Below are 22,016 nucleotides of genomic sequence, written 5' to 3' on the forward strand. Positions count from 1 at the left end.
TTATAGCATGTGACTTAGCTTTGTGGGGCGATGGAGGGGAGAACAGGAATGGGAACCATGACAAAGCCGCAATATAAGGGCAAACGTTACCGTCTGGACAAACCGGAGCTCCTCGCTCCGGCTGGTAATTTGGAAAAATTGAAGTTCGCAGTACACTATGGTGCGGATGCTGTTTATATCGGAGGACAACAATACGGCTTGCGTTCCGGCGCAGATAATTTCAGCTTCGAGGAAATGCGCGAAGGTGTTGAATTCGCCAAGAAATATGGCGCTAAGGTATTTGTTGCAACAAACATTTATGCTCACAATGAAGATGTCGCGGGAATTGAAGAATACCTGCGTAACTTATATGAAGCTGGCATTGCTGCTATTATCGTAGCTGATCCAATCATTGTAGATACAGCACGCCGGTTAGTGCCTGGACTTGAAGTGCATTTGAGTACACAGCAGTCTACATTGAACTGGCAAGCGGTGTCCTTCTGGAAAGAAGAGGGGCTTCCGCGTGTTGTTTTGGGCCGTGAGACAAGCCTGGAAGAGATTGCTGAGATTAAAAAACATGTCGACATTGAAATCGAAAGCTTCATCCATGGTGCCATGTGCTCCTCATATTCGGGTCGTTGTGTATTGTCCAACCATTTCACCGACCGTGATTCCAATCGCGGGGGCTGTTGCCAGTCTTGCCGTTGGAAATATGATTTGTTTGAGGATGCACGTCCGGAAGGGACTTGGGTGTCTGAGGAAGAGCAGGCTGAAGCGAAATCTCCAGCTCCTCTGCTTCCAGGTGTAACTCAGATTCCACTGCATCAGCAAGGAGATAATCCCTTCTCCATGGGCTCTAAGGATCTGTGTATGCTGGAAAGTATACCTGAACTGATTGAAGTGGGCATCGACAGCTTCAAGATCGAAGGGCGAATGAAGTCAATCCACTATGTGGCTACTGTCGTAAATGCATATCGTAAAGCCATTGATGCTTATATGGCAGATCCGGAAGGGTATGAATTGAAGCAGGAATGGCTGGATGAGCTTAACAAAGCGGCTAACCGTCCGCTAAACACAGGATTCTTCTATGATACTCCGGATCATGAAGATCATATCTATGAGCCTGAAGAAAAAGCAGCTCCGTATGATTTTGCCGGACTTGTAATTGAATACGATGCTGAAAGTGGTACGGCACTAGTTCAACAGCGCAATCACTTTAAGCCAGGTCAGGAAGTAGAATTCTTTGGACCTAACGATACGTTCTTCAAGCAAACGGTTGGCGAAATATGGGATGAGAAAGGCAATTCGCTTGATGCCGCCCGTCATCCACTGCAACCTATTCGCATGAAGGTAGATCAACCAGTTGCATACTTTGATATGATGCGTAAGAAGAAGTTTTAATAAAAAACAGGGAAGCTTTTGGTCATCCAAGAGCCTCCCTGTTTTTCTTTTTGACAAAGCGAACAATAAGTTATATATATTAGGGATTAACAAATATATCCAAGGGAGGAGGTCCAACAAGCTATTTATTATGATTAAACATACATAGGTTAAAAGTTGTAAAAAAAGTCTCGTAAAGCTAAGGAAAAAGACCTAATACGCCGATATATATATTGGTTAACGCTTTCATGCGTATTCTAATATTAGCGGGTAGGTGATCAAGATGGGGGATCCTGATCAAGATAGTATTAGTGAAAAGCATAATGAGAGAAGGTTTAGCATGAATAAAAAGAATAAGAAATCGGCGATTACAGGAAAGAAGGAAACAAGCAAGATTGAAGGGGCAGGCAAGACACCTAAGTTTAATTTGAAGAATGGAATAGATTTACGGGGACAGATCAAAAGAGTTAATCCTATGGAATCTGTTGGCGTGAAGATATTCCTGATATTTTTGTGTGCAATTGTAATTGTGGTAATGGCACTTGGACTGCTATCTTATTCAAAAGCCAAGAAGACAATTAAGAACAACGTATCGGAAGCCTACCGTCAGACTATTATTCAGACCTCAGAGAAGTTAGATATTACTTTGAAGCAGTACGAGAACTTGGCTTTACAGCTTTATTTTGATGCGCAGATGCAAGAAGATTTGAAGTCTTTAGTGACTGCACAATCTTCCTATGAGAAATTTGAAGCTACAAGCGCAGTAAGTAAAAAGTTGTCCAGTCAGATTACAACGGATTCTAATATTCTTAGTGTTTCTTTGATCCCGGAGTCACCTGATCAAGACATTGTTACAAGTGGCAGTGGCGGCATTAAGTTAGATAACATTAGAGAACAAGAATGGTATAAGAAGATTGTCGACAACACTGCATCTTATGAATCCTACTATTCTAAAGGTGATGGTGATGCGGCCAAGAACATATGGTTCTCTACAGCTGTTCAAGGTGATGGAGACAAAAATATTGCTATGGCAAGATCTCTCAAAACCCTGGGCTCAGGTACAGGATACATAGTCATCCTTGTGTTGAAGAATACATTGCTGGAGGAATCATTCGCAAGTGTCCAGCTGGGAGATGGCTCTCGAATTCAACTTGTCACTCCTGATGGAACCGTAGTAGCTTCTTCGGATTCAAAAGACGATGGTAAACCTTCAGAGTTTGCTTTTATTCAGGCAAGTAAAAAAGATAACAAGAGTTTGGATGAAAAAGATACAAACGGGGAAGAAATCCTTGCTGTCTTTAATCCAATGATCCGGGCGGATTGGAAGTTGGCAGGGGTAGTCCCAACAGATGAGCTAGTGAAAGAAGCACGTCCGATTCTGTTGACTACTTTTATTGCGGCTGCTGGCGCGGCTCTTCTAGCCATAGTAATCGGGATTTGGATGGTGCGTATGATTGCTCGTCCTCTAGCTCGCTTGAAGGATCTTATGGTACAAGGTGCAGGTGGTGATCTTAGTGTACGTACAGAATATGTATCTAAGGATGAAATTGGCCAGCTGTCAGCTTCCTTTAACGTGATGATGGAGCGTATTACTGAGCTTGTATCGCAAACGACAGAAACCGCTCGGGATGTGCTGGAGACCGCTGGTGAGCTTGGTGAAGCCTCACGTAAGACAGCTATTTCTGCGAAGGAAATCGCAGCCGCTACGGAAGAAATTGCCGGTGGGGCAGGCAGCCTGGCGCTCGAAGCTGAACGTGGTAATGAGCTTACAGATGTGATAGCTACGCAAATGCAGACTGTGATTTATGCCAACACTGAAATGGATGAAGCAGCACGTGGGGTTGGTGAAGCTAGTGCTCAAGGTGCTAAGCAATTAACGGACCTGCTGGATCAGACCAGCCGCACTGGAGAAAAAACAAGTGCGCTTGTCGAACGTGTCAACCACCTGAAGGAGACCGTATTCTCCGTAATTAAGGTGTTGGATGTGATGAAGAGTATCACGCAGCAGACGAATATTTTATCATTAAATGCGACAATAGAAGCCGCTCGTGCAGGAGAAGCTGGTAAGGGCTTTATGGTAGTTGCGGGTGAAGTGCGGCAGCTTGCTGACCAATCGAAGCAATCTATTGCCCTTGTTGCTGGAATTACGGATAAGATCATGGCGGAAATGAACGAAACGGAAGCTGTATTATCCGAAGTAGCACCACTGTTTAAAGAACAAGTAAGCTCTGTGAAGAGTACAAGTGATATCTTCTTGTCCGTAAAAGGACAGATGGATGAATTCATAACAAGCTTAGAATCGGTAACAACAGCGATTAGCAGTCTGAATCATTCACAAGGTGTGTTGTCAGAGGCTATGGGGAATGTTAGCGCCGTAGCAGAACAGTCTTCAGCAACTTCCGAAGAAGTAGCTTCCCTCAGTAATGAACAGCAAAATGTAAGTGATCAACTCGTTTCATTATCTGGCAAGCTGGAAAGTGCTTCAGGTCAATTGAAGGACAAGCTGTCATTATTCACTATAAAATGAGTGGATTCATCACTAATCTCTAAATTGTTTACCTAACAAAACCGCTTCTTCAACATGAAGAGGCGGTTTGTTGTTGTGTAATGAAGAACTACACCGTATAATAACTTTGTTAGGTATTTGTTATAATTTAATAACAAGTTAGGTAAAAAGTATTAAGGAGAAGGACCAAATGAAAGGTAGACGCATCTCTGGCTGGTGGTCCGTTATCGGGGACATGAGCATGGAACGCAAGCTGCTCCTCGTCTTTTTAATTATCATTACCCTCCCGCTATCCTTCATCAGTGTATTTACCTTCAAGAGCTACTCAGAATCTATTCAGGGGAACACTATTGCTTATTCTGAGAAATTAATCGATCAAATGATGGATGGAGTAGACGATTATATCGAAGATATGAAGCGTATTTCATCTATGCCCGCCTATGTGAATGATATCAAACTTAATTTAATACGTTCAAACCGCTACCATGAGCAGAAAAAGATTATGGGAGGCGCAACTGGGAGTGCTACTTTATCACCCGGTGATTTTGATCTACTGTTGTCCATTCAACGGGGGATAGAGGGCAACATTTCGTTTATTAACAATATTAAGCGAGGCGCGAACTCGGTTTATATTTTTGACGCTTACGGAAATGGTTATTATTCTGCGAAGGATGGTGGCGTACGGCTCGATCTCGAGCAAAGCTATAAATACTGGAGCCAGCAGACTAAGGATTCCAGCGGAGAAGCATTATTGTTCGGTACTCAGGCGTATACAAGTAATCTGCAGAGCACCCGATATGCTTTTACCGTTGTTCGCAAAATCGTGGATGGCTTGTTAAATCCAATCGGGCTGATTGCGGTTGAAGCGAATATTAGCAATTTGGAGAATCAAGTTACGGAGCTGGATAAAGTCACCCATGGGAAGTCGTTGATTGTGGATGAGAAAGGAATGGTCATCTACGACAGCGACAAGAAGCTGCTGGCCACAGATATTTCTGATTCAGACTTGTTCAAAAGAGTTGGGGGAATTTCTGGAAGCTTCTATGATACAGTCAACGGAAAAGAGCGCTTAAATATATACTCTGGTTCTGCCAAAACCAATTGGAAGGTAATTATCTCTATACCTGTTGATGTACTGATGCGTGATGTGAAGGTGACCCGTAATACAACACTTGCTGCTACATTAAGTATCATTGTACTGGCGTTAATTATTTCGATTATTCTTTCCGTTGCCCTTACTAAATCGCTGACTCAAATGATTCAATTGATGAAAAAAGTTCAGGGTGGCGATCTGGATGTGATGTTCAGAGTTAAACGGCGTGACGAAATTGGTCTGCTGGGGCATCAATTCAATCGTATGTTAGCCCGAATCAGGCAGCTAATTCAGGATATCTACCGCATAGAAGAACAGAAAAAGGAAGCAGAGCTTCATGCGCTGCAGAGCCAAATCAATCCTCATTTTATCTATAACACACTGGAGTCGATCCGAATGACCGCTGAGCTGAATGATGATGTCGAAGCTGCGGATATGATCTCTATTCTGGGCAAACTGCTACGGTATAGTACAAGTGATCTGAGCGGTAATACGACATTGAAGCAAGAGCTTGGATATGTGCGTAATTATGTTGAGCTGCTTAACTATCGTTATCCTAACCGGTTTTTGCTGGATATTGATGTGCCGAAGGCGTTAGATAATTACTCTATTATCAAGCTGGTCTTCCAGCCCATCATTGAGAATGCTGCTTATCATGGCTTAGATGATAATAAGCCGCAAATGCATTTAAGCATCCACTGTGAGATTACAGAGCAAATGCTGTTGTTTCATATCAAAGACGACGGTATCGGAATGGATGAGAAGACTTTGGAGAAATTGAATGATGGGCTGCAGAACGAAAGTCCTCCTAAGAAAAGCATTAACGGGGGCATAGGCATGAAAAATGTACAGCAGCGAGTGCGTCTTCATTATGGAGCGGCATTTGGGATCCAGGTATATAGTGAGCTTGGACGAGGGACCGATGTTATTTTGTCGCTGCCATTACTGGAGCCGGAAATGATTGGCTTACCTGAGTAACGAAATAAGAGGGGGCTGTCCGTTGAAGGGGTTGAAATTAGAATGGACTATGCGAACCATACTGTTACTTCTCTTGGTGTTATTGAGTAGTAGCTGTGCCAATAACAATAAGCAGGCGCAATCCACTCCGCCTCCAGTTGGAGACGAGGTGATGTCTGACTTGTCCGGCACCATAGTCATGATGACCAATCGAATAGATCTGATTGAGAACGGAACTTTTCAAGGATACGCGGACCAGTTTAAACAGAGATACCCCGAAGCCAATGTGGAATTTGAAGGTTTGTCCAATTATGCAACGGATATTCTGGTACGGCTGTCCACGAAAGATGCCGGTGATGTACTGCTGCTTCCGGTGAATCTTCCGGCAAAGGAGCTGGATTATTTTTTCGAACCGCTGGATGAAGAAACCGCTGCTAGTGAGCGTTTCACTTCTTTTGCTACGTATAACGGGAAACGTTATGGGCTGTCCACTGGGACTACTACGGTTGGGATTGTCTATAATAAAAGGGCATTCGAAAAAGCAGGGATAACTACTGTTCCGAAGACACTGGATGAATTCTACGAAGCTTGTGCGAAATTAAAACAAGCGGGTATTATCCCCCTATATATGAATTATGGGGCCGTCTGGCCTTTACGTGAATGGGGGAACAGTCTGGTTAACTATATGACAGGCAATCCAGAGTATCTAAATAATATGGTAAATGAGGATAGCCCATGGCAGCTTGATAATGAGTGGGGGAAATCAATTTCCATTGCTCGAACCTTAATTGGTAAAGGCTACGTAGAAGATGAACTATTCTCGAACAATTGGGAGATATCAAAGACTAGGCTAGCTAAAGGTCAAGCAGGAATGTATTTACTGGGGAATTGGACGATTGGACAAGTCCTTGATGTGGGGGCTGAACCGGATGATATAGGATTCTTCCCGTTTCCTTATGATAATGGCAGCACTCATTATGCACCGATCAATCCAGATTGGTTCATGGGGGTTAGTAAATACACCAAGAACAAAGAGCTTGCTATGGCGTGGTTGAATTTTTTTGTAAAGGAGACTTCCTATCGGGATGACTGGGGATTCCTTCCGGCTGATGGAAGCTTGAATTCCTCTATGTCGCAGTACCGTGAGTTTTTATCTTATAAGCCTAAGCTACTTGATGCTACCGTACAAAGTGATGCGTTCATCGATCTGGCGAATAGAGCCAAGCTGTCCTTTTGGTCCGGGGATTACATTCAGGAGTTACTGGCTGCGCCTGATTTACAAAAGGCTTTTGACGAATTGAATGCAAAATGGAAGGAAGCGCGGGCAGGAACATCAGAAACTTCTCAGCCTTAAAGTTAGTACTACATAAATTTGATGACATTCTCTGGAGGGTTATATATGGCTAAAAAGGTCACTATGCAAAAAATCGCTGATCATCTCGGCGTATCCAAATTCGTTGTTTCCAAGTCACTTTCGGGTAAAGGCGGCGTTAATGAGACGACAAGAGAACGAGTGATTCAAGCGGCATCGCAGCTGGGTTATTTTACGCAAAAAAATGCTTTTGTCCAAGGCATAAAACGCACCCCTCCGGTAGGTGGCGGTGATCGGAATAAGCAATCCGTGCTTGTGTTAATGCCGAATATTCGTTCTCAGACGCAGGATTCCTTGTATTGGGGGAAAATTGTGGATGGTATTGCTATTGCGCTGGATCAGGAAGGGCTTGGGATGGTCATTATCTCTGAGAATCGTGCGGATAATTTCGTCAATATTTTGAATCCAAATGGAATCCTTGGCTTAGTAGGTGTGGGACAAATCTCTACTTCCTTACTGCTTGAGGTGCATCGTATTGGTCTGCCGATGGTGTTGATTGACCATGAAGATCCGCTAATTCCAAGTGATACCGTGTTTGCAAATAATGTGGATTCCATGGCTCGACTTACGAATCATTTGATGGGAACAGGCCATACCCAAATGCATTTTATCGGCAATATTGGATTCTCACGCAGTTTCCGCGACCGGTGGATTGGCTTCCGGAGTGCGCTGGAGGAGAGCGGAATAAGACTGCCTTTGGAAGATGATGCGAATCTTTTTCTGGAAGGGGTGGAGGAAGACTTATTTCAGGAGGATTTTAAAAGCTGGGTGAATAAGCGTAAAAAAGCCAAAACACTCCCGACAGCCTTGGTCTGCGCTAACGACTCCACAGCCCTTTCGGTCAGTGACATTCTTAAGGAAGAAGGGTTTAATATTCCGAAGGATATCTCAGTTACAGGCTTTGATAATATTGAGGATGCCTTAAGAGGAGTTCCACCGCTTACAACTGTTCATGTTCCTAAAGAAGCGATGGGCCGAGCCGCAGTGGAGAAACTTCTGAGCCGTATTCATAATCCTTCTGCGCCGCTTGAGAAAATACTTATCGCAGCGGACATTGTTCATCGTGATTCTGTGGATAAGCCGCGAGACTAGAACTATGTTGTGATTTGCTTGAGTAAGGGGGAGTTTAGCTATGACAGAACCAGTTGTCATGCCAAGGATTGAAGGCGAACAGATTCAACTACGAGGTGTACAAGTATCCGATCTGGAGGCTTATTATAATTTTTTGCTTGATGTTGAGATGGGGCAATTAACAGGATCACAAGGAGATTTCTCCCGTGAGCAAACAGCAGCTTGGATTCGTAAGATTAGTGTTCCAGCCGAGGATCGTGTAGATCTTATGATTATAGTAAAGGACACGGGTGAGCTCATTGGAGAAGTGGTACTAAATGAAATAGATCCGGACAATCGTAGTGCAAATATCCGAATCGGCATTTGTGGACATGAACATCGGGGTAAGGGTTACGGTACTGAAGCTATGACTCAAATGCTACGATATGGCTTTGAAACTTTGAAGCTGCACCGCATCCATCTCGGCGTATATACTTTTAACCCCAGAGCCGTTCATGTCTATGAGAAGCTTGGTTTTCAACGCGATGGTGTGGAGCGGGATGCTCTTTATGTAGACGGAGAGTTTCATAACATGATTCTGATGTCCATGCTTGAGGAGGAGTTCCGCAGTTTGTACAATTAAAAAAAGTGAATCTACGGTAAGGAAGATTGTAAGTAACTTCCTCACCAGATTCACTATGAATATTAGTCTGTAATATTTCCAGCCATTTTGAGGCGTTTGGCAATTTCTTTAAAGTCTTCGGGGGAGATTCCTGGAGCGAATTCCTCTTCGACTGCCGGAGCAACGGGGATCGGAAAACCTTTAGGGGCTCCCTGAATGACTTCAAGCGGAAGATTATCCTCCGGGTGGGTTCCCTTCCAAATCTGATCGATGGCGCCGAAGTCACTTTCACTCCAGGTGTATAGCTTGGTGTGCACGCCTTTTTCTTCATATTTTTTTGCTTCACTGAATGATTTATTATTTAACGAAGGAATCGGCACGAGCTTAGTTACATTAACACCTGTTGCCACTTCGATTGCTTTGGCATAAGCGACCACGTGGACACCACCACGGACTAAAAGGAATCCGACTACAGCGCGTGCAGCTGGATGGTCTGTCATTTCGTAGACCTTCATTTTATGTGTTCTGGCTCCGCATTCGAGGAAGAAGTTATGTAGCAGATCTTCCACTAGGTTGCCGCTATTAAATACGTTTGCTCCGGTCCACGGGTTCCCCGTTGAATCAAAAGGCATAGCCCCTTGTGCACCAGCCAGAAAGTGATAGGATAGACGCGCATCTTTTGCGGACCCTAGAGGGGTGGAATCGGGCTCTTTATAACTTGTTGACCCTCGAAGACATTTGTTGATGGCATGAGAAACCAGCTCGACGTGGCCAAGCTCTTCCGCTGTTATGCTCATCACCAAATCATAAAAGGGCTTCAGTTTGTCTTTTGAACGGAAATTAAAGGATTGAAAGAGGTAATTGTTAAGGGTCGACATTTCTCCGAACTTTCCGCCAAGCAATTCCTGAACAGCGGCAGCAGCATTGGGATCGGGCTTCTCAACTTCAGGAATCTCGATCATGATTTCATCCATACGTTTGAACATTAATATCTCAGCCTCCTTGAGGTTAGGGGTTACTGAGCTATTTTGAGCTTAATCTATAGGAATTACTCATGAATGGGTTGAAAAGTATGGATGTGCGTCATGTAAATGGCTTTTTGTGTCGAAAAGGCAAACTGCAAATACTATCAAATACGCAATCAAATACGCAATCAAATACGCATAGTAACCCGCTAACGGACACAGCTGACCCTATATGCAGTATTATCCGATATTTGCAATACTAACGGACTCCACAGCAGCTATCGTCCTAGAAAAAGCCCCAAATGGACCTCTTTTCAGGGAATAGCTTCATTGGAGTCCGAAAACTTACAATAAAGGCTAAATACATATGAATAACGTCAACTGAGTCCGTAAGCCATGTTGGATAATAGATATACGGTTAAGCAGACAAAGAATGATCAAAAAACGCAGAGCAGCGATCCTCCAATAATAGGAGAATCGCTGCTCTGTTGATTTCTAGGGTTTATGAAACCTTATTTACAATGCTAAATTACGGTCAATAAGAGCAATACGTTGCTGTACACAAGCATAAGAGCGAAGTGGATCCTCTGGAGTGTTCAGCACATAATCTAACATTTGGTCAACGGTAGTTGTAGCCACGTGGATACGAGTGTCGGAGGAAGCGTAGTAAATATAGATTTCACCGTTATCACGTGCAATCACGCCATTACAGAACACGACATTGGAGACATCGCCGACACGTTCTTCACCATCTGGTGCGATGAAATGACCGCCAGGTGAATGAGTGACTTTGTTTGGCTCATCCAGATCAGACAAGAAAGCATATAGCACGTATCGGAGTCCAGCAGCTGTGTTGCGTACACCATGAGCAATATGCAGCCAGCCTTTTGCAGTTTTGATTGGAGCCGGACCTTGGCCGTTTTTAACTTCCTTGATGGTATGGTAGTGGCGTTCATCCATGATGGTCTCACTAGTAATTACGGCATCTTCAATTGTATCCGAGAGTCCCCAGCCGATACCGCCACCTGAACCTGCATCGATAAAGCCATCTTGTGGGCGAGTGTAGAAAGCGTATTTTCCATCTACAAATTCAGGGTGGAGCACGACATTACGCTGCTGAGCAGAGCCTGTTTTGAGATCCGCCAGACGTTCCCAGGTTTTCAGATCTTTGGTGCGAACAATACCACACTGTGCTACTGCGCTAGAAAGGTCACCATGTGGAGCTTCTGGATCTTTGCGTTCTGTACAGAAGAGGCCGTAGATCCAGCCATCTTCATGGCTTACGAGGCGCATGTCGTAGACGTTGATATCAGGAACTTCTGTCTCAGGCAGCACAACTGGATGATCCCAGAAGCGGAAGCCGTCTACGCCATTGTCGCTTTCTGCTACAGCGAAAAAAGATTTGCGGTCATTGCCTTCAACCCGAGCAACAAGATAGAATTTGCCGTTCAGTGCAATAGCACCCGGGTTGAAGACGCCGTTGACGCCAATTCTTTCGGCAAAATTAGGGTTGGTGTCTGGGTTAAAATCATAACGCCAGATTAAGGGCGCATGCTCAGCAGTTAGCAGTGGATGAGTATAACGGTCATAAATGCCGTTTCCATAAGGAAGCTTTTCGTTCTTGCGGGCGATCAGGGCTTCATAACGTTCTGTTAATTGTTGTTTGCGTTCTTGGAATAATGATGACATTAGATAGTCTCCTTTATAGTTGATTTCAGTCGTGCGATCATTTCGAAGCAGGCTCTGCTGTTATGATAAGGACATTTCCAGGCGCTAACCTTTGATCCGTGAGGCAGGGGCTGAAGGTTCTCGTCCACGCCCCAGTACCATTCACCGAGCTTGTGATCCACCATGTATTTATCGATAAAAGTCCAGGAGGCTTGGGCAGCCTCATTAAATTTGCTGTCACCAGTCAGCTGATAAGCATTATAGAATCCAACAACCGCCTCAGCTTGCGGCCACCAATCTTTATCTTTGCTCAGCAGCCCGCTTGGGTCAGCTTCATTCCATATCCCACCATCGCTATCTATACCTTCCGCAAGAACGGCTTCTGCCATGGAGACAGCGACTGTTCGCACACGCTGCAGCAGCAGCTCTTCTCCAAGGGTTTCAGCAGCTTCCACCAGCAGCCAGCTTCCTTCGATGTCATGTCCGTAGGAGATAATATCTGATTTCACATTCCATGCCTCATCTAAGAAAAGATGAAAATGCTGGCCTTCCTGATCAATGATATGATCCAGCATCGTTTCGATTAGCTCGGTTAGCGTGCTCTTTAGCTCCTCCGACTTCCATACTCGATAGAGACCGGTATACGCTTCCAGAACATGCAGATGGGTATTCATAGATTTTTTTTCATTCATATCCTTGCTGCTGAGACTGAGGTTATCAGTGATTTGCCATTCCCGTGATAAAGCTTCGACATAACCTTTATAAATAGAATCATAGCCGTATTTCTCAACTAGCTGGAATAATTGAATCGCATCCTCTAAGACTTCTGGACGTCCGGTCGCATGGTAGAATTCAGCCAGTGCGTAGATAGCAAAGGATTGGCCATAGATCTGCTTTTTCTCTTGAGAAGGTCTGCCCTCAGCATCCACCATCCAGTATAATCCGCCATACTCTTTATCAATGAAGTGTTCCATCAGATAGGTATAAGCACGTTCTGCCATCGCCAGATATTCCGGTTTACCGTAGATCCGGTAAGCGCTCGCAAAGGACCAAAGGATCCGGGCATTAAGCACAAGGCTTTTCTCTGCGTTAGGAGTAATGTTCAGCTGATTGTCGATCTCACCTACAAAACCGCCGTTTACTTCGTCCTTCGTCTGTTTCATCCAAAAACTAAGAATATTATCCTGCAGCTCATCCTCAAGTTGGGTCAACCATAATTCTGGTGAATTAATCATTGTAATCAGTCACTCCTCACATTATTTGGTGATTTTTGAGGTGAAATATTCGTTGATGATCCCAGCGGCTTGCTTACCGTACATACAGTAATCATCATTCTGTGCTGCTTCTTCAATTGGATAAAGATGAGTAGGCCAATCCCAGAGCATAAAGCCCTGAACCCAATCTCTGTGCTCACAGCCTTGAAACATTGCCTGATAGAATTTACTTTGTTCTTCTTGACTTGGTTCGCCCTTTAAGGTCCAATCATTGGGAATCGCAGCGCTCCCGCTCCGGCTTGGGCAACCCGCTTCCATGAAAAAGAACGGCTTATTCTGTGAGCTCACCACTTGCTCAATCCGGTCGAGCTGAGCCTCCCAATCACTAGCTGGATAATACCCACTTGAAGAAATCACATCGAGCGCATCCCACCAGGTTACGTTATCCTCCTGATACTTATCGCAATTATAAGTAAGAATACCTGAGTAGACCTTCCGCACCTCGGCAATAAGCGAACGCCATTCGGCTTCGCGTCTATCCGTCTGTACAAGCTCACAGCCAATACAGAACATTTCACAGCCTGTTTCCTCAGCGATAGCGGCATAGTGCAGAATAAATTTAGTATAAGAGCTGAACCACTCAGACCATTTAGGCTCGCAAGGGACATCCTTATCAAAAAAGTTAATATGGGCACGCCAAGTTCCGTCAGCACAATTAACAATCGGCTTCAGGCATACTTTTAGCTGGAGTGACTTCGCTTTGCTGATAGCCCATTTCACTTCTTCGTCGCTAACGGTTGGAGCCTCCCAGTAGGGAATTTCCGTAGAATGAGCGGTAGCTTGAAGCGCACTGAGCGCAATGGCCGTCCAGTTCGCTCCGGTGACAGAGGACATTAATTCCAGCGAACACTCAGCTTCTTTTGTTGTCCATGAACCACGTCTACCTGAGAAACCCCAGGTTACGCCTGCAATGTATTCGTTGTTTAACATCATCGAGGATCCTCACTTTACAAATGGAAATAGATAAATTAGCAAACTTAATTTTGTTAGATAGTTATTATTGTTTTGTTAGTTTATAATAACAACTTAATTTAGTTATATACTTTTTCGTAGATGATTTCAAGGACAATTTGTAGTTGGAGCTGGGAAATTTGAATAACTTTAGTTATAGTAAATATAAGACTATAAAAGGGCGCAATCGTACATTGACGTAATGCATGGGGAGATACTATTCGTGATGATAGCGCAATCATAATAACTGGCGGATACAACTGGAGGGAATTACTTAAATGATAAATGTTATGATTGCGGACGACGAGGAAGTCATTCGCAGGGGGCTCGAAAAAATCACATCCAGAATGGAAATAGACGTACATGTAATTGGATCTTACGGAAACGGGTTGGAAGCCTGGGAACATTTAGAAAAGTTATCCCGAGAGGATATAGATCTGCTTATTACAGATATCAAAATGCCTAGGATGGATGGTTTTAAGCTGATTGAACAGGTTAGAGACCATATGGAGGATATACCTATTGCTGTCCTTAGCGGTTTTAGTGAATTTGAATATGCCCGTCGAGCGATCCGCCATGGGGTGATGGATTATTTGCTTAAACCGATTGATAAGACTCAGCTATATGAGCTGCTTAAGAGAGTAGAGGATGTAAAGAAAAAGAACGTGACGGAGCATGAGGAGATTTTCTCACAAGCTGCGGATGGTGGGGAACATTATGTAGTTGAGCAGACAAAAAGCATTCTGGAGAGAGAGTATGATCAGAACTTCGAGCTAGAACGCTTAGCGGAGATGGTGGGCATGAATGCGAGTTATCTCAGCCGTTTGTTCAAATTAAAGACGGGGCAGACGATCACAGACTATCTGATTCGGATTAGAATTTCTAAAGCTAAGGAACTGCTAATGGAGCATCCTGACCTGAAGAATTATGAAATTGCCGAGAAGGTGGGTTATAGCGATCCGGTATATTTTAATAAATTGTTCAAGAAAATGTGTGGTATGACACCTAAGGATTATAAAAGCGGCTGTAAATTCCCGAAAATTGAACGAGAGTTTTAGGCATATATAGGAAGCTATTTATTAGGAGGGCGAAAAGCTCTCTTTTTTTGTAGATATTTTTATAAATTAGATAACAAAATTATTATAAGTAAAACAAAAATAACAAATACAAGACCAGAAAAAGCAATTGAAACCATCGTTTTGCGTCAAAAATAGATTTATAATGGGTTTGTAAGCGATATCATCACTTGTTTTCAAGAGTAATTCAGATAATCCGGTATTAATGACTACTCTTTCAAGTTATGAGTGATGATAAAAGTTATTATATTTGTTATTTACCTAAAACTAGAGTTGAATTGAAGAGAGGGGTCGTAACAGCATGAAAAAAGGCAAAACAATGATGGGCTTGATGGCACTAACACTTGTGGCGGGATTGTTTAGCGGTTGTTCCTCAAACAACAACACTAACAATGAAGCTGCTAAAAACACAGGAAACAATGGTTCTTCAGCAGAGGCAACTGCTCCAGCTGATGGTACAGCAGCCAAGGATATCAAAGGGGATATCACAGTCATAACGCAAAGAACAGATATTGTTGATACCGTATTCAAAGAGTATGCGGCTAAATTCAATGAGAAATATCCTGATGTAAAGGTGAACTTTGAAGCGCTAGCTACTTACGAAGACCAAATTAAAATTCGTATGAGCACTAGTGATTATGGCGACGTTCTTTTGTTACCTACTAGCATAGCTGTAAAAGATATTCCTGATTTCTTCGAACCTCTTGGCAAGCTCGAAGAAATGAGCAAACAATACACAGGGCTGGAAGAACGTGCAGTAGACGGAGTTGCCTATGGTATTCCGATGACCATCAACTTTAACGGGATTATTTATAACAAACAAGTCTTCAAAGATGCCGGAATTACAGAGGTTCCCAAAACCCCTGAACAATTCTTGACTGCCCTGCAGACTATTAAAGACAAAACACAAGCTGTTCCTCTTTACACAAATTACGCAGCAGGCTGGACATTGACGCAATGGGAAGCGGATCTGGCTACAGTAGCTGGTGACCGTGATTATGTAAACATTGCTCAAGTGGCTAGCGACGACAACTATGTAGCGGGTCAACCACACTATGAATTGTACAAAATTCTGTACGATGCAGCACAAAAAGGTTTGATTGAAGAAGATCCAACTACAACAGACTGGGAATCTTCCAAAGCTGATCTAGCCAACGGAAAAATTGGGACTATGGTGCTTGGATCTTGGGCGATTGGCCAAATCAAAGGCCTGGCTACAAATCCAGACGATGTTGGATTTATGCCTTTCCCAACCAATGCGGATAAAATCCTTGTGCCGCTTGCTGGTGACTACAATCTGGGTGTCAGCATTCACAGTAAGAACAAAGAAGCTGCTAGAGCTTGGGTGGATTGGTTCATCAACGAATCTAATTACCCTACAACTGAAGGCGGCGGTATGAGCCCGGCTATCGGTGCAGAGCTTCCAGAAATCCTGAAACAATATGAAGGTACAGATGTAACCTTTGATACTCTTGCTCCTGCTAAAGCTGGTGAAGAAGGCTGGTCTGATGAAATCGACAAACAAGCTGAGATCGGTGCTTGGCAGCCAGACTTCAAGAAACGGATTATTGAAGCAGCGATTGGCAACAGAAAAGAATCCTATGATGACATCATGAAAGACCTGAACGACAAGTGGAAAGCCGCTCGCGCTAAAGTCACAGCACAGTAACAACTATAAGCTTCTTAGATGCTATAGGCGGTAGTGAATGTGGGAGGGGATATGCTAACAAGCATTTCCCCCTTCACATTTAAACGAGTCTTAAATAAATGAGGATGCTTTTTCTGGAGGTGTATCGGGTGTTTAAGTTTTCAAATTTGAGCTATAAAAATCAAAGAATCGCTATCATCATCTTATTCTCATTAGTGCCGATATTATTGCTGCTCACATTCGCTTATTATCCAGTCATCAGTATGTTTCGGTACAGCTTCACCAGTTGGAATGGATTGAGCAAAAATATGGAATATGTCGGTTTAGAAAACTACAAGACCATTTTTACAAAACCTGAGTATTTTTCTGTGTTTAAGGTCAGCTTGTATTATTTCTTTACCACTTTTATCCAGATGGCACTTGCTTTGTATTTTGCAACCATCTTAAGCTTTAGTGTTCGCATGAAAAACTTGTTTAAAGGGATTTTGTTCTTCCCGACCTTGCTAAACGGTGTAGCGATCGGTTTTATCTTTCTCTTCTTCTTCAAACCAGATGGAACGCTAGATACGATTCTTAATCTGATTGGGCTTGGCAGTCTGCAGCAGAAGTGGCTTCTGAATCCTAATTTGATTAACTTCTCGCTCGCAGGTGCATCACTGTGGAGATACATGGGAATGAACTTCCTGATTTTCCTTGGAGCTATTTCTTCTATCGGTAAGGATATCTATGAGGCCGCTGAAATTGACGGTGCAAACAGATGGCATCAGTTTATGCATATTATTTTGCCAAGCATTAAACGTATTCTGCAATTGAACTTGATTCTTGCGGTTAGTGGCGCCATTGGGGTATTCGAAATTCCATACGTCATGACAGGCGGATCAAACGGAAGTAGTACATTCGTTATTCAGACGGTCGATGTAGCTTTCAAATACAGCAAGGTTGGTTTGGCATCGGCGATGGCCGTGGTATTGCTGGGTATTGTTATCATAGTTACTATTTTGCAGCGCGTTCTGATCAAGGAGGAGAAATAAACTATGCATTCTGTAAAATATACCACTGCTAGTATATTCAAATATCTCACCTTGATTTTGGGAGCACTTGTAGCTTTGATACCTATCGTGGTCGTGTTTTTCGCTTCATTAAAGACCGGAACGGAATATGCTTCTACCGGACCGTTAACGCTGCCAGAGAATTGGTTGAATTTCTCCAACTACACAAAGGCTTTTGTAGACGGGAAAATGCTGCTCGGTTTTAAAAATACTGTCATTATCGTTGTGATTTCTATTGCGGGTGCCACGTTGACGGGTTCGATGATGGCTTATATTTTATCGCGCTTCAAATTTAAAGGCAGTAAGATCCTAATTAGTATGTTCCTGATTGCTACTCTGATTCCAGGCGTAACTACACAAGTGGCTACTTTCCAAATCATCAATCACTTGGGATTATTTAATACCAGATGGGCGCCAATCGTTATGTACTTGGGCACGGATATTATCGCTGTTTATATCTTCATGCAGTTTTTGGATTCGATCTCCGAGTCACTGGATGAATCCGCGATGCTGGACGGAGCTTCGTATTGGACGATTTATTGGAGAATTATTTTGCCATTGTTGAAGCCGGCGATTGTAACTGTAGTGATCGTGAAGGGTGTTAATATTTATAACGATTTTTACACCCCTTTCCTTTATATGCCGAAAACAGATCTGCAAACGATCTCCACAGCACTCTTTAAGTTTAAAGGTCCATATGGATCGCAGTGGGAAGTAATATGTGCGGCGATTATGATCGCAATTATACCTACATTGGTTGTGTTTACCGCCTTGCAAAAATATATCTACAATGGTTTTTCGCAAGGTTCTGTAAAGTGAGCTCAACAGTAAATTTAATAACAGTACTAGATAAAATAGCATACTGAAAAGTTGCATACATTTGGAGGGAATACTAATGAGTGAAGTAAAATTGGTTGGAGCAAGTGCAATTAACATCCCGAACATGCCTTGGCAAGAAAAGCCTGCTGGCTACGAGAATCCGATTTGGAGACATAATGATAACCCGGTTATCAAAAGAAATCCTGCAAAAGGTGTAGCCCGTATTTTCAATAGTGCGGTTGCTGCGTATGAAGGCAGTTTTATTGGTGTATTTCGTGTAGAAGATAACACGACTCGTCCGCATCTGCGTATGGGACATAGTGTGGATGGTTTGGATTGGAAAATCGATGATGAGCCGATCCGATTTATAGATGAAGAAGGTAATCCTTATCAGCCGCGTTATGCTTACGATCCACGTCTGGTGAAGGTTGAAGATACATTTTATATTATCTGGTGTACAGATTTCTACGGCGCAGCTATTGGTGTAGCTAAAACACAAGATTTCAAAACATTTATCAGCTTGGAAAACCCATTCCTGCCATTCAACAGGAACGGCGTACTGTTCCCTAGAAAAATCAACAATAACTTCGTGATGTTGTCCCGTCCAAGTGACAGTGGCCATACGCCATTTGGTGATGTGTTCCTTAGTGAGAGCCCTGACTTCGTATATTGGGGAAAACACCGCCATGTAATGACCAAGGGTGGTCAAGGCTGGTGGCAAAGTGTCAAAATTGGTGGCGGACCAGCGCCGATTGAAACTACTGAAGGCTGGTTGATGTTCTACCATGGCGTAACTGGAACCTGCAACGGTCTTGTGTATAGCATGGGGGCGGTTATTTTGGATATCAATGAGCCCTCAAAAGTAAAATATCGCTCGAAAAACTTTGTATTAACGCCAGAAGAATGGTATGAGGAAAGAGGTTTTGTGAATAACGTCCTGTTCCCATGTGCCACACTGCATGATGCAGAAACCGGCCATATCGCCATTTATTATGGCGCTGCTGATACTTATGTAGGCGTTGCTTATACAACGGTTAATGAAATCGTCAACTATGTCATCGAAACTCATGAAGAGGTTGGCGATGATGCAGGTTTAGGCAAAATCTAGTTGGACTTAATAACCTATATTTGCAGAGAGCTTGCTTGTCCGGAGAATTGCGTAGCGTAGAGTTCGAAAGAAGTGTTGGGATTGGTGTTGTTAAGTGTGCTCAGTGCGGAGGTTGCCATGTGCGGCCTCCGTTCTGTTGCAGAATGTGCAACAGAACAACTCAATATTGCTTGTAATAGATAAGTAGCAGGTGAGGGGGAATTCGTCTCTGTTGGCGGCTTTGTCAGTCTGTTGCTTAGTTACTCTGTGGCTTGGTTACTCCATGGCTTTGCTACTCAATGGCTCTAACGTAAATAGTTGCACTCTGTGCACTTAAACTAACATTTCTTTGGTTACTAGGTGATATAGTTGCACTTTGTGCAACTGTATCAGCCAAGTAACCTTCAAAAGCTCCTTTTAATGTTTTTTAGTTGTACAAAGTGCAACTAAAAGGGGAAAAAGACATATTCCGCTGTAATAGCTGCACAAAGTGCAACTCTATGGCTCTGACGTAAATAGTTGCACTTTGTGCACTTAAACTAACATTTCTTTGGTTACTAGGCGATATAATTGCACTTCGTGCAACTATATCAGCCAAGTAACCTCCAAAAGCTCCTTTTGCCGTTTTTTAGCTGTACAAAGTGCAACTAAGAGAGAAAACACACATATTCAGCTGTAATAGCTGCACAAAGTGCAACTATCCAGCCAGAAGCTGTTACTGTGCCGATTATAAAGAAGTTAATGGGCAAGGTGGAAAATGTGGGTGTTGTGGAGGTAAGAGGAAGATAGCGGATAAGTGGAATGTGAGTGGTTGTAGAGGTAATAAGAAGGTAGTAGGTACGTGGAGTGTGATTAGTTGTGGAGGTAATAAGAAGATAGCGGATAAGTGGAATGTGAGTAGTTGTAGAGGTAATAAGAAGGTAGTTGGTACGTGGAATATGATTAGTTGTAGAAGTAATAAGAAGATAGCGGATAAGTGGAATGTGAGGGGTTGTAGAGGTAAAAAGAAGGTTATAGGCACGTAGAATATGATTAGTTGTGAAGGTAATAGGCAAGCAGCGAGTGAGTGGTGAATGTGGATCTGTTGGTGATTCTGCTACTCTGTTGCTTAGTTACTCTAGGACTTCGACGTAAATAGTTGCACTCTGTGCACTTAAACTAACATTTCTTTGGTTACTAGGCGATATAATTGCACTTCGTGCAACTATATCAGCCAAGTAACCTCCAAAAGCTCCTTTTACTGTTTTTTAGTTGTACAAAGTGCAACTAAGAGGAAAACACACATATTCAGCTGAAATATAGCTGCACAAAGTGCAACTATCCAGCCTCGGAGCTGCAATTAAACTATTCAGTCGCAGAAAACGCAACTAACCCATCCCACTATCCCGTCCCACTATCCCATCGCAAATATCCATACACCAACGGAAAACCCATATTGGGTTTTCCGTTTCTATCTAGCATAGTAACTGTAACGATGCTTCGCGGTTACGAACAGTAAGCGAACAATATCGTTACATAACTTAAGGAGGAACAATATTTTGGGAAGCGACATGAATTTGTCACAGTTAAAGGAATATAACGGAAGTAGTCCAAAGCCGGGTGATTTCGAGCAGTTTTGGGAGCGGGCATTACGTGATCTGGATGCACAGCCGCTGGATTATGAGCTGGAGCCGGCGGAGTTTGTCAGTGAGCTTGCGGAGTGTTTCCATTTGTATTTTACCGGAGTTGGCGGTGCAAGAATCCATTGCAAATATGTAAGACCGAAGAAAAACGTACATAAAAAAGGCCCCGGTCTAGTGATGTTCCATGGGTACTCCTGTGACAGCGGGGATTGGATGGAGAAGGTGGCTTATGCTGCCCACGGGATTAGCGTCCTGGCGATGGATTGTCGCGGACAGGGCGGCCTCTCCGAAGATAATCTTACCGTAAAGGGCACCACGATACGTGGACATATCATTCGAGGGATGGATGATCCTAATCCATATAACCTTTATTATCGCAATGTGTTTTTGGATACGGCACAGACTGCCCGAGTTCTGATGTCTATGGATGAAGTTGATCCTGAGCGTGTAGGTGCCTTTGGACTATCTCAAGGTGGAGCGCTGACTGTCGCTTGTGCAGCATTAGAGCCTCGCTTAAAAATAGCCTTGCCTGTGTATCCCTTCCTTTCAGATTATAAACGTGCTTGGGAACTGGATATTACCACCTCAGCTTATGAGGAGATCAACTATTATTTCCGGTTTTTTGATCCCCATCATTTGCGTGAGGATGAGATTTTTAATAGGCTCGGCTATATCGATATTCAGAATCTTGCGGAAAGAATTCAGGCTAAAGTACTGTGGGTTACCGGGTTATCCGATACGATTTGTCCACCTTCAACTCAATTTGCCGCATACAATAAAATACTAGCGTCCAAAGAGCTTATGGTTTATTATGAGTACGGTCATGAGTATTTACCATATCTTGCCGATCGGGCGTTGGAATTGTTCATGACCTTGTAAGAGATAAGCCAGCAGGCAT

16 protein-coding genes are annotated in these 22,016 nt (G+C 43.3%); 12 read left to right on the top strand and 4 right to left on the bottom strand.

Annotated elements, in window-relative coordinates; translation table 11 throughout:
* The first annotated feature begins 48 nt into the window (after positions 1-48).
* The 6 genes from PODO_RS07770 (at position 49) to PODO_RS07795 (ending at position 8,980) form a co-directional block, all read left to right on the top strand.
* Complete coding sequence (locus PODO_RS07770; protein WP_036675585.1) at positions 49-1,380, top strand: peptidase U32 family protein; 1,332 nt, start codon at positions 49-51, stop codon at positions 1,378-1,380.
* A gap of 319 nt (positions 1,381-1,699) precedes the next feature.
* Complete coding sequence (locus PODO_RS07775) at positions 1,700-3,886, top strand: methyl-accepting chemotaxis protein (RefSeq protein WP_244886443.1); 2,187 nt, start codon at positions 1,700-1,702, stop codon at positions 3,884-3,886.
* A 169-nt stretch (positions 3,887-4,055) separates the two neighbouring features.
* On the top strand, positions 4,056-5,936 hold the full coding sequence (locus tag PODO_RS07780) for a cache domain-containing sensor histidine kinase (protein ID WP_036675579.1): 1,881 nt from the start codon (positions 4,056-4,058) through the stop codon (positions 5,934-5,936).
* A 22-nt stretch (positions 5,937-5,958) separates the two neighbouring features.
* Complete coding sequence (locus PODO_RS07785) at positions 5,959-7,269, top strand: ABC transporter substrate-binding protein (protein ID WP_052096880.1); 1,311 nt, start codon at positions 5,959-5,961, stop codon at positions 7,267-7,269.
* Between the two features lie 45 nt (positions 7,270-7,314).
* On the top strand, positions 7,315-8,379 hold the full coding sequence (locus PODO_RS07790; RefSeq protein WP_038569512.1) for a LacI family DNA-binding transcriptional regulator: 1,065 nt from the start codon (positions 7,315-7,317) through the stop codon (positions 8,377-8,379).
* Between the two features lie 40 nt (positions 8,380-8,419).
* Complete coding sequence (locus tag PODO_RS07795; RefSeq protein WP_036675574.1) at positions 8,420-8,980, top strand: GNAT family N-acetyltransferase; 561 nt, start codon at positions 8,420-8,422, stop codon at positions 8,978-8,980.
* Between the two features lie 62 nt (positions 8,981-9,042).
* On the opposite strand, the gene PODO_RS07800 is transcribed toward PODO_RS07795, so the two are convergent.
* The 4 genes from PODO_RS07800 to PODO_RS07815 form a co-directional block, all read right to left on the bottom strand.
* A complete protein-coding gene (locus tag PODO_RS07800) occupies positions 9,043-9,945 on the bottom strand; it encodes a manganese catalase family protein (RefSeq protein ID WP_036675571.1) in 903 nt (300 codons plus the stop codon).
* A gap of 495 nt (positions 9,946-10,440) precedes the next feature.
* Positions 10,441-11,613, bottom strand: coding sequence for a glycoside hydrolase family 130 protein (locus tag PODO_RS07805; RefSeq protein ID WP_038569513.1), 1,173 nt, complete (start codon positions 11,611-11,613; stop codon positions 10,441-10,443).
* A complete protein-coding gene (locus PODO_RS07810) occupies positions 11,613-12,827 on the bottom strand; it encodes an AGE family epimerase/isomerase (RefSeq protein ID WP_038569515.1) in 1,215 nt (404 codons plus the stop codon). The genes PODO_RS07805 and PODO_RS07810 overlap by 1 nt, the downstream gene beginning before the upstream one ends.
* A 21-nt stretch (positions 12,828-12,848) precedes the next feature.
* On the bottom strand, positions 12,849-13,799 hold the full coding sequence (locus PODO_RS07815) for a glycoside hydrolase family 113 (RefSeq protein WP_038569516.1): 951 nt from the start codon (positions 13,797-13,799) through the stop codon (positions 12,849-12,851).
* 296 nt (positions 13,800-14,095) lie between these two features.
* On the opposite strand from PODO_RS07815, the gene PODO_RS07820 reads away from it, so the two are divergent.
* The 6 genes from PODO_RS07820 to PODO_RS07850 all read left to right on the top strand — a co-directional run bounded on the left by PODO_RS07820 (position 14,096) and on the right by PODO_RS07850 (position 21,997).
* A complete protein-coding gene (locus tag PODO_RS07820) occupies positions 14,096-14,875 on the top strand; it encodes a response regulator transcription factor (RefSeq protein ID WP_036675560.1) in 780 nt (259 codons plus the stop codon).
* A 319-nt stretch (positions 14,876-15,194) separates the two neighbouring features.
* Positions 15,195-16,562: an ABC transporter substrate-binding protein gene (locus PODO_RS07825; RefSeq protein WP_038569518.1), complete on the top strand. Its 1,368-nt coding sequence runs from the start codon at positions 15,195-15,197 to the stop codon at positions 16,560-16,562.
* Positions 16,563-16,690: 128 nt separating this feature from the next.
* On the top strand, positions 16,691-17,572 hold the full coding sequence (locus PODO_RS07830; RefSeq protein WP_036675555.1) for a carbohydrate ABC transporter permease: 882 nt from the start codon (positions 16,691-16,693) through the stop codon (positions 17,570-17,572).
* A gap of 3 nt (positions 17,573-17,575) precedes the next feature.
* Positions 17,576-18,409, top strand: a complete 834-nt coding sequence (locus tag PODO_RS07835; RefSeq protein WP_036675551.1) for a carbohydrate ABC transporter permease — start codon at positions 17,576-17,578, stop codon at positions 18,407-18,409.
* Between the two features lie 76 nt (positions 18,410-18,485).
* Positions 18,486-19,517, top strand: a complete 1,032-nt coding sequence (locus PODO_RS07840) for a glycoside hydrolase family 130 protein (protein ID WP_038569519.1) — start codon at positions 18,486-18,488, stop codon at positions 19,515-19,517.
* Between the two features lie 1,517 nt (positions 19,518-21,034).
* Entirely contained in the window at positions 21,035-21,997 is a 963-nt protein-coding gene (locus PODO_RS07850; RefSeq protein ID WP_143758712.1) for an acetylxylan esterase, read from the top strand.
* Positions 21,998-22,016: the final 19 nt, after the last annotated feature.

The sequence above is a fragment of the Paenibacillus odorifer genome, assembly GCF_000758725.1.
Classification (GTDB): domain Bacteria; phylum Bacillota; class Bacilli; order Paenibacillales; family Paenibacillaceae; genus Paenibacillus_AQ; species Paenibacillus_AQ odorifer.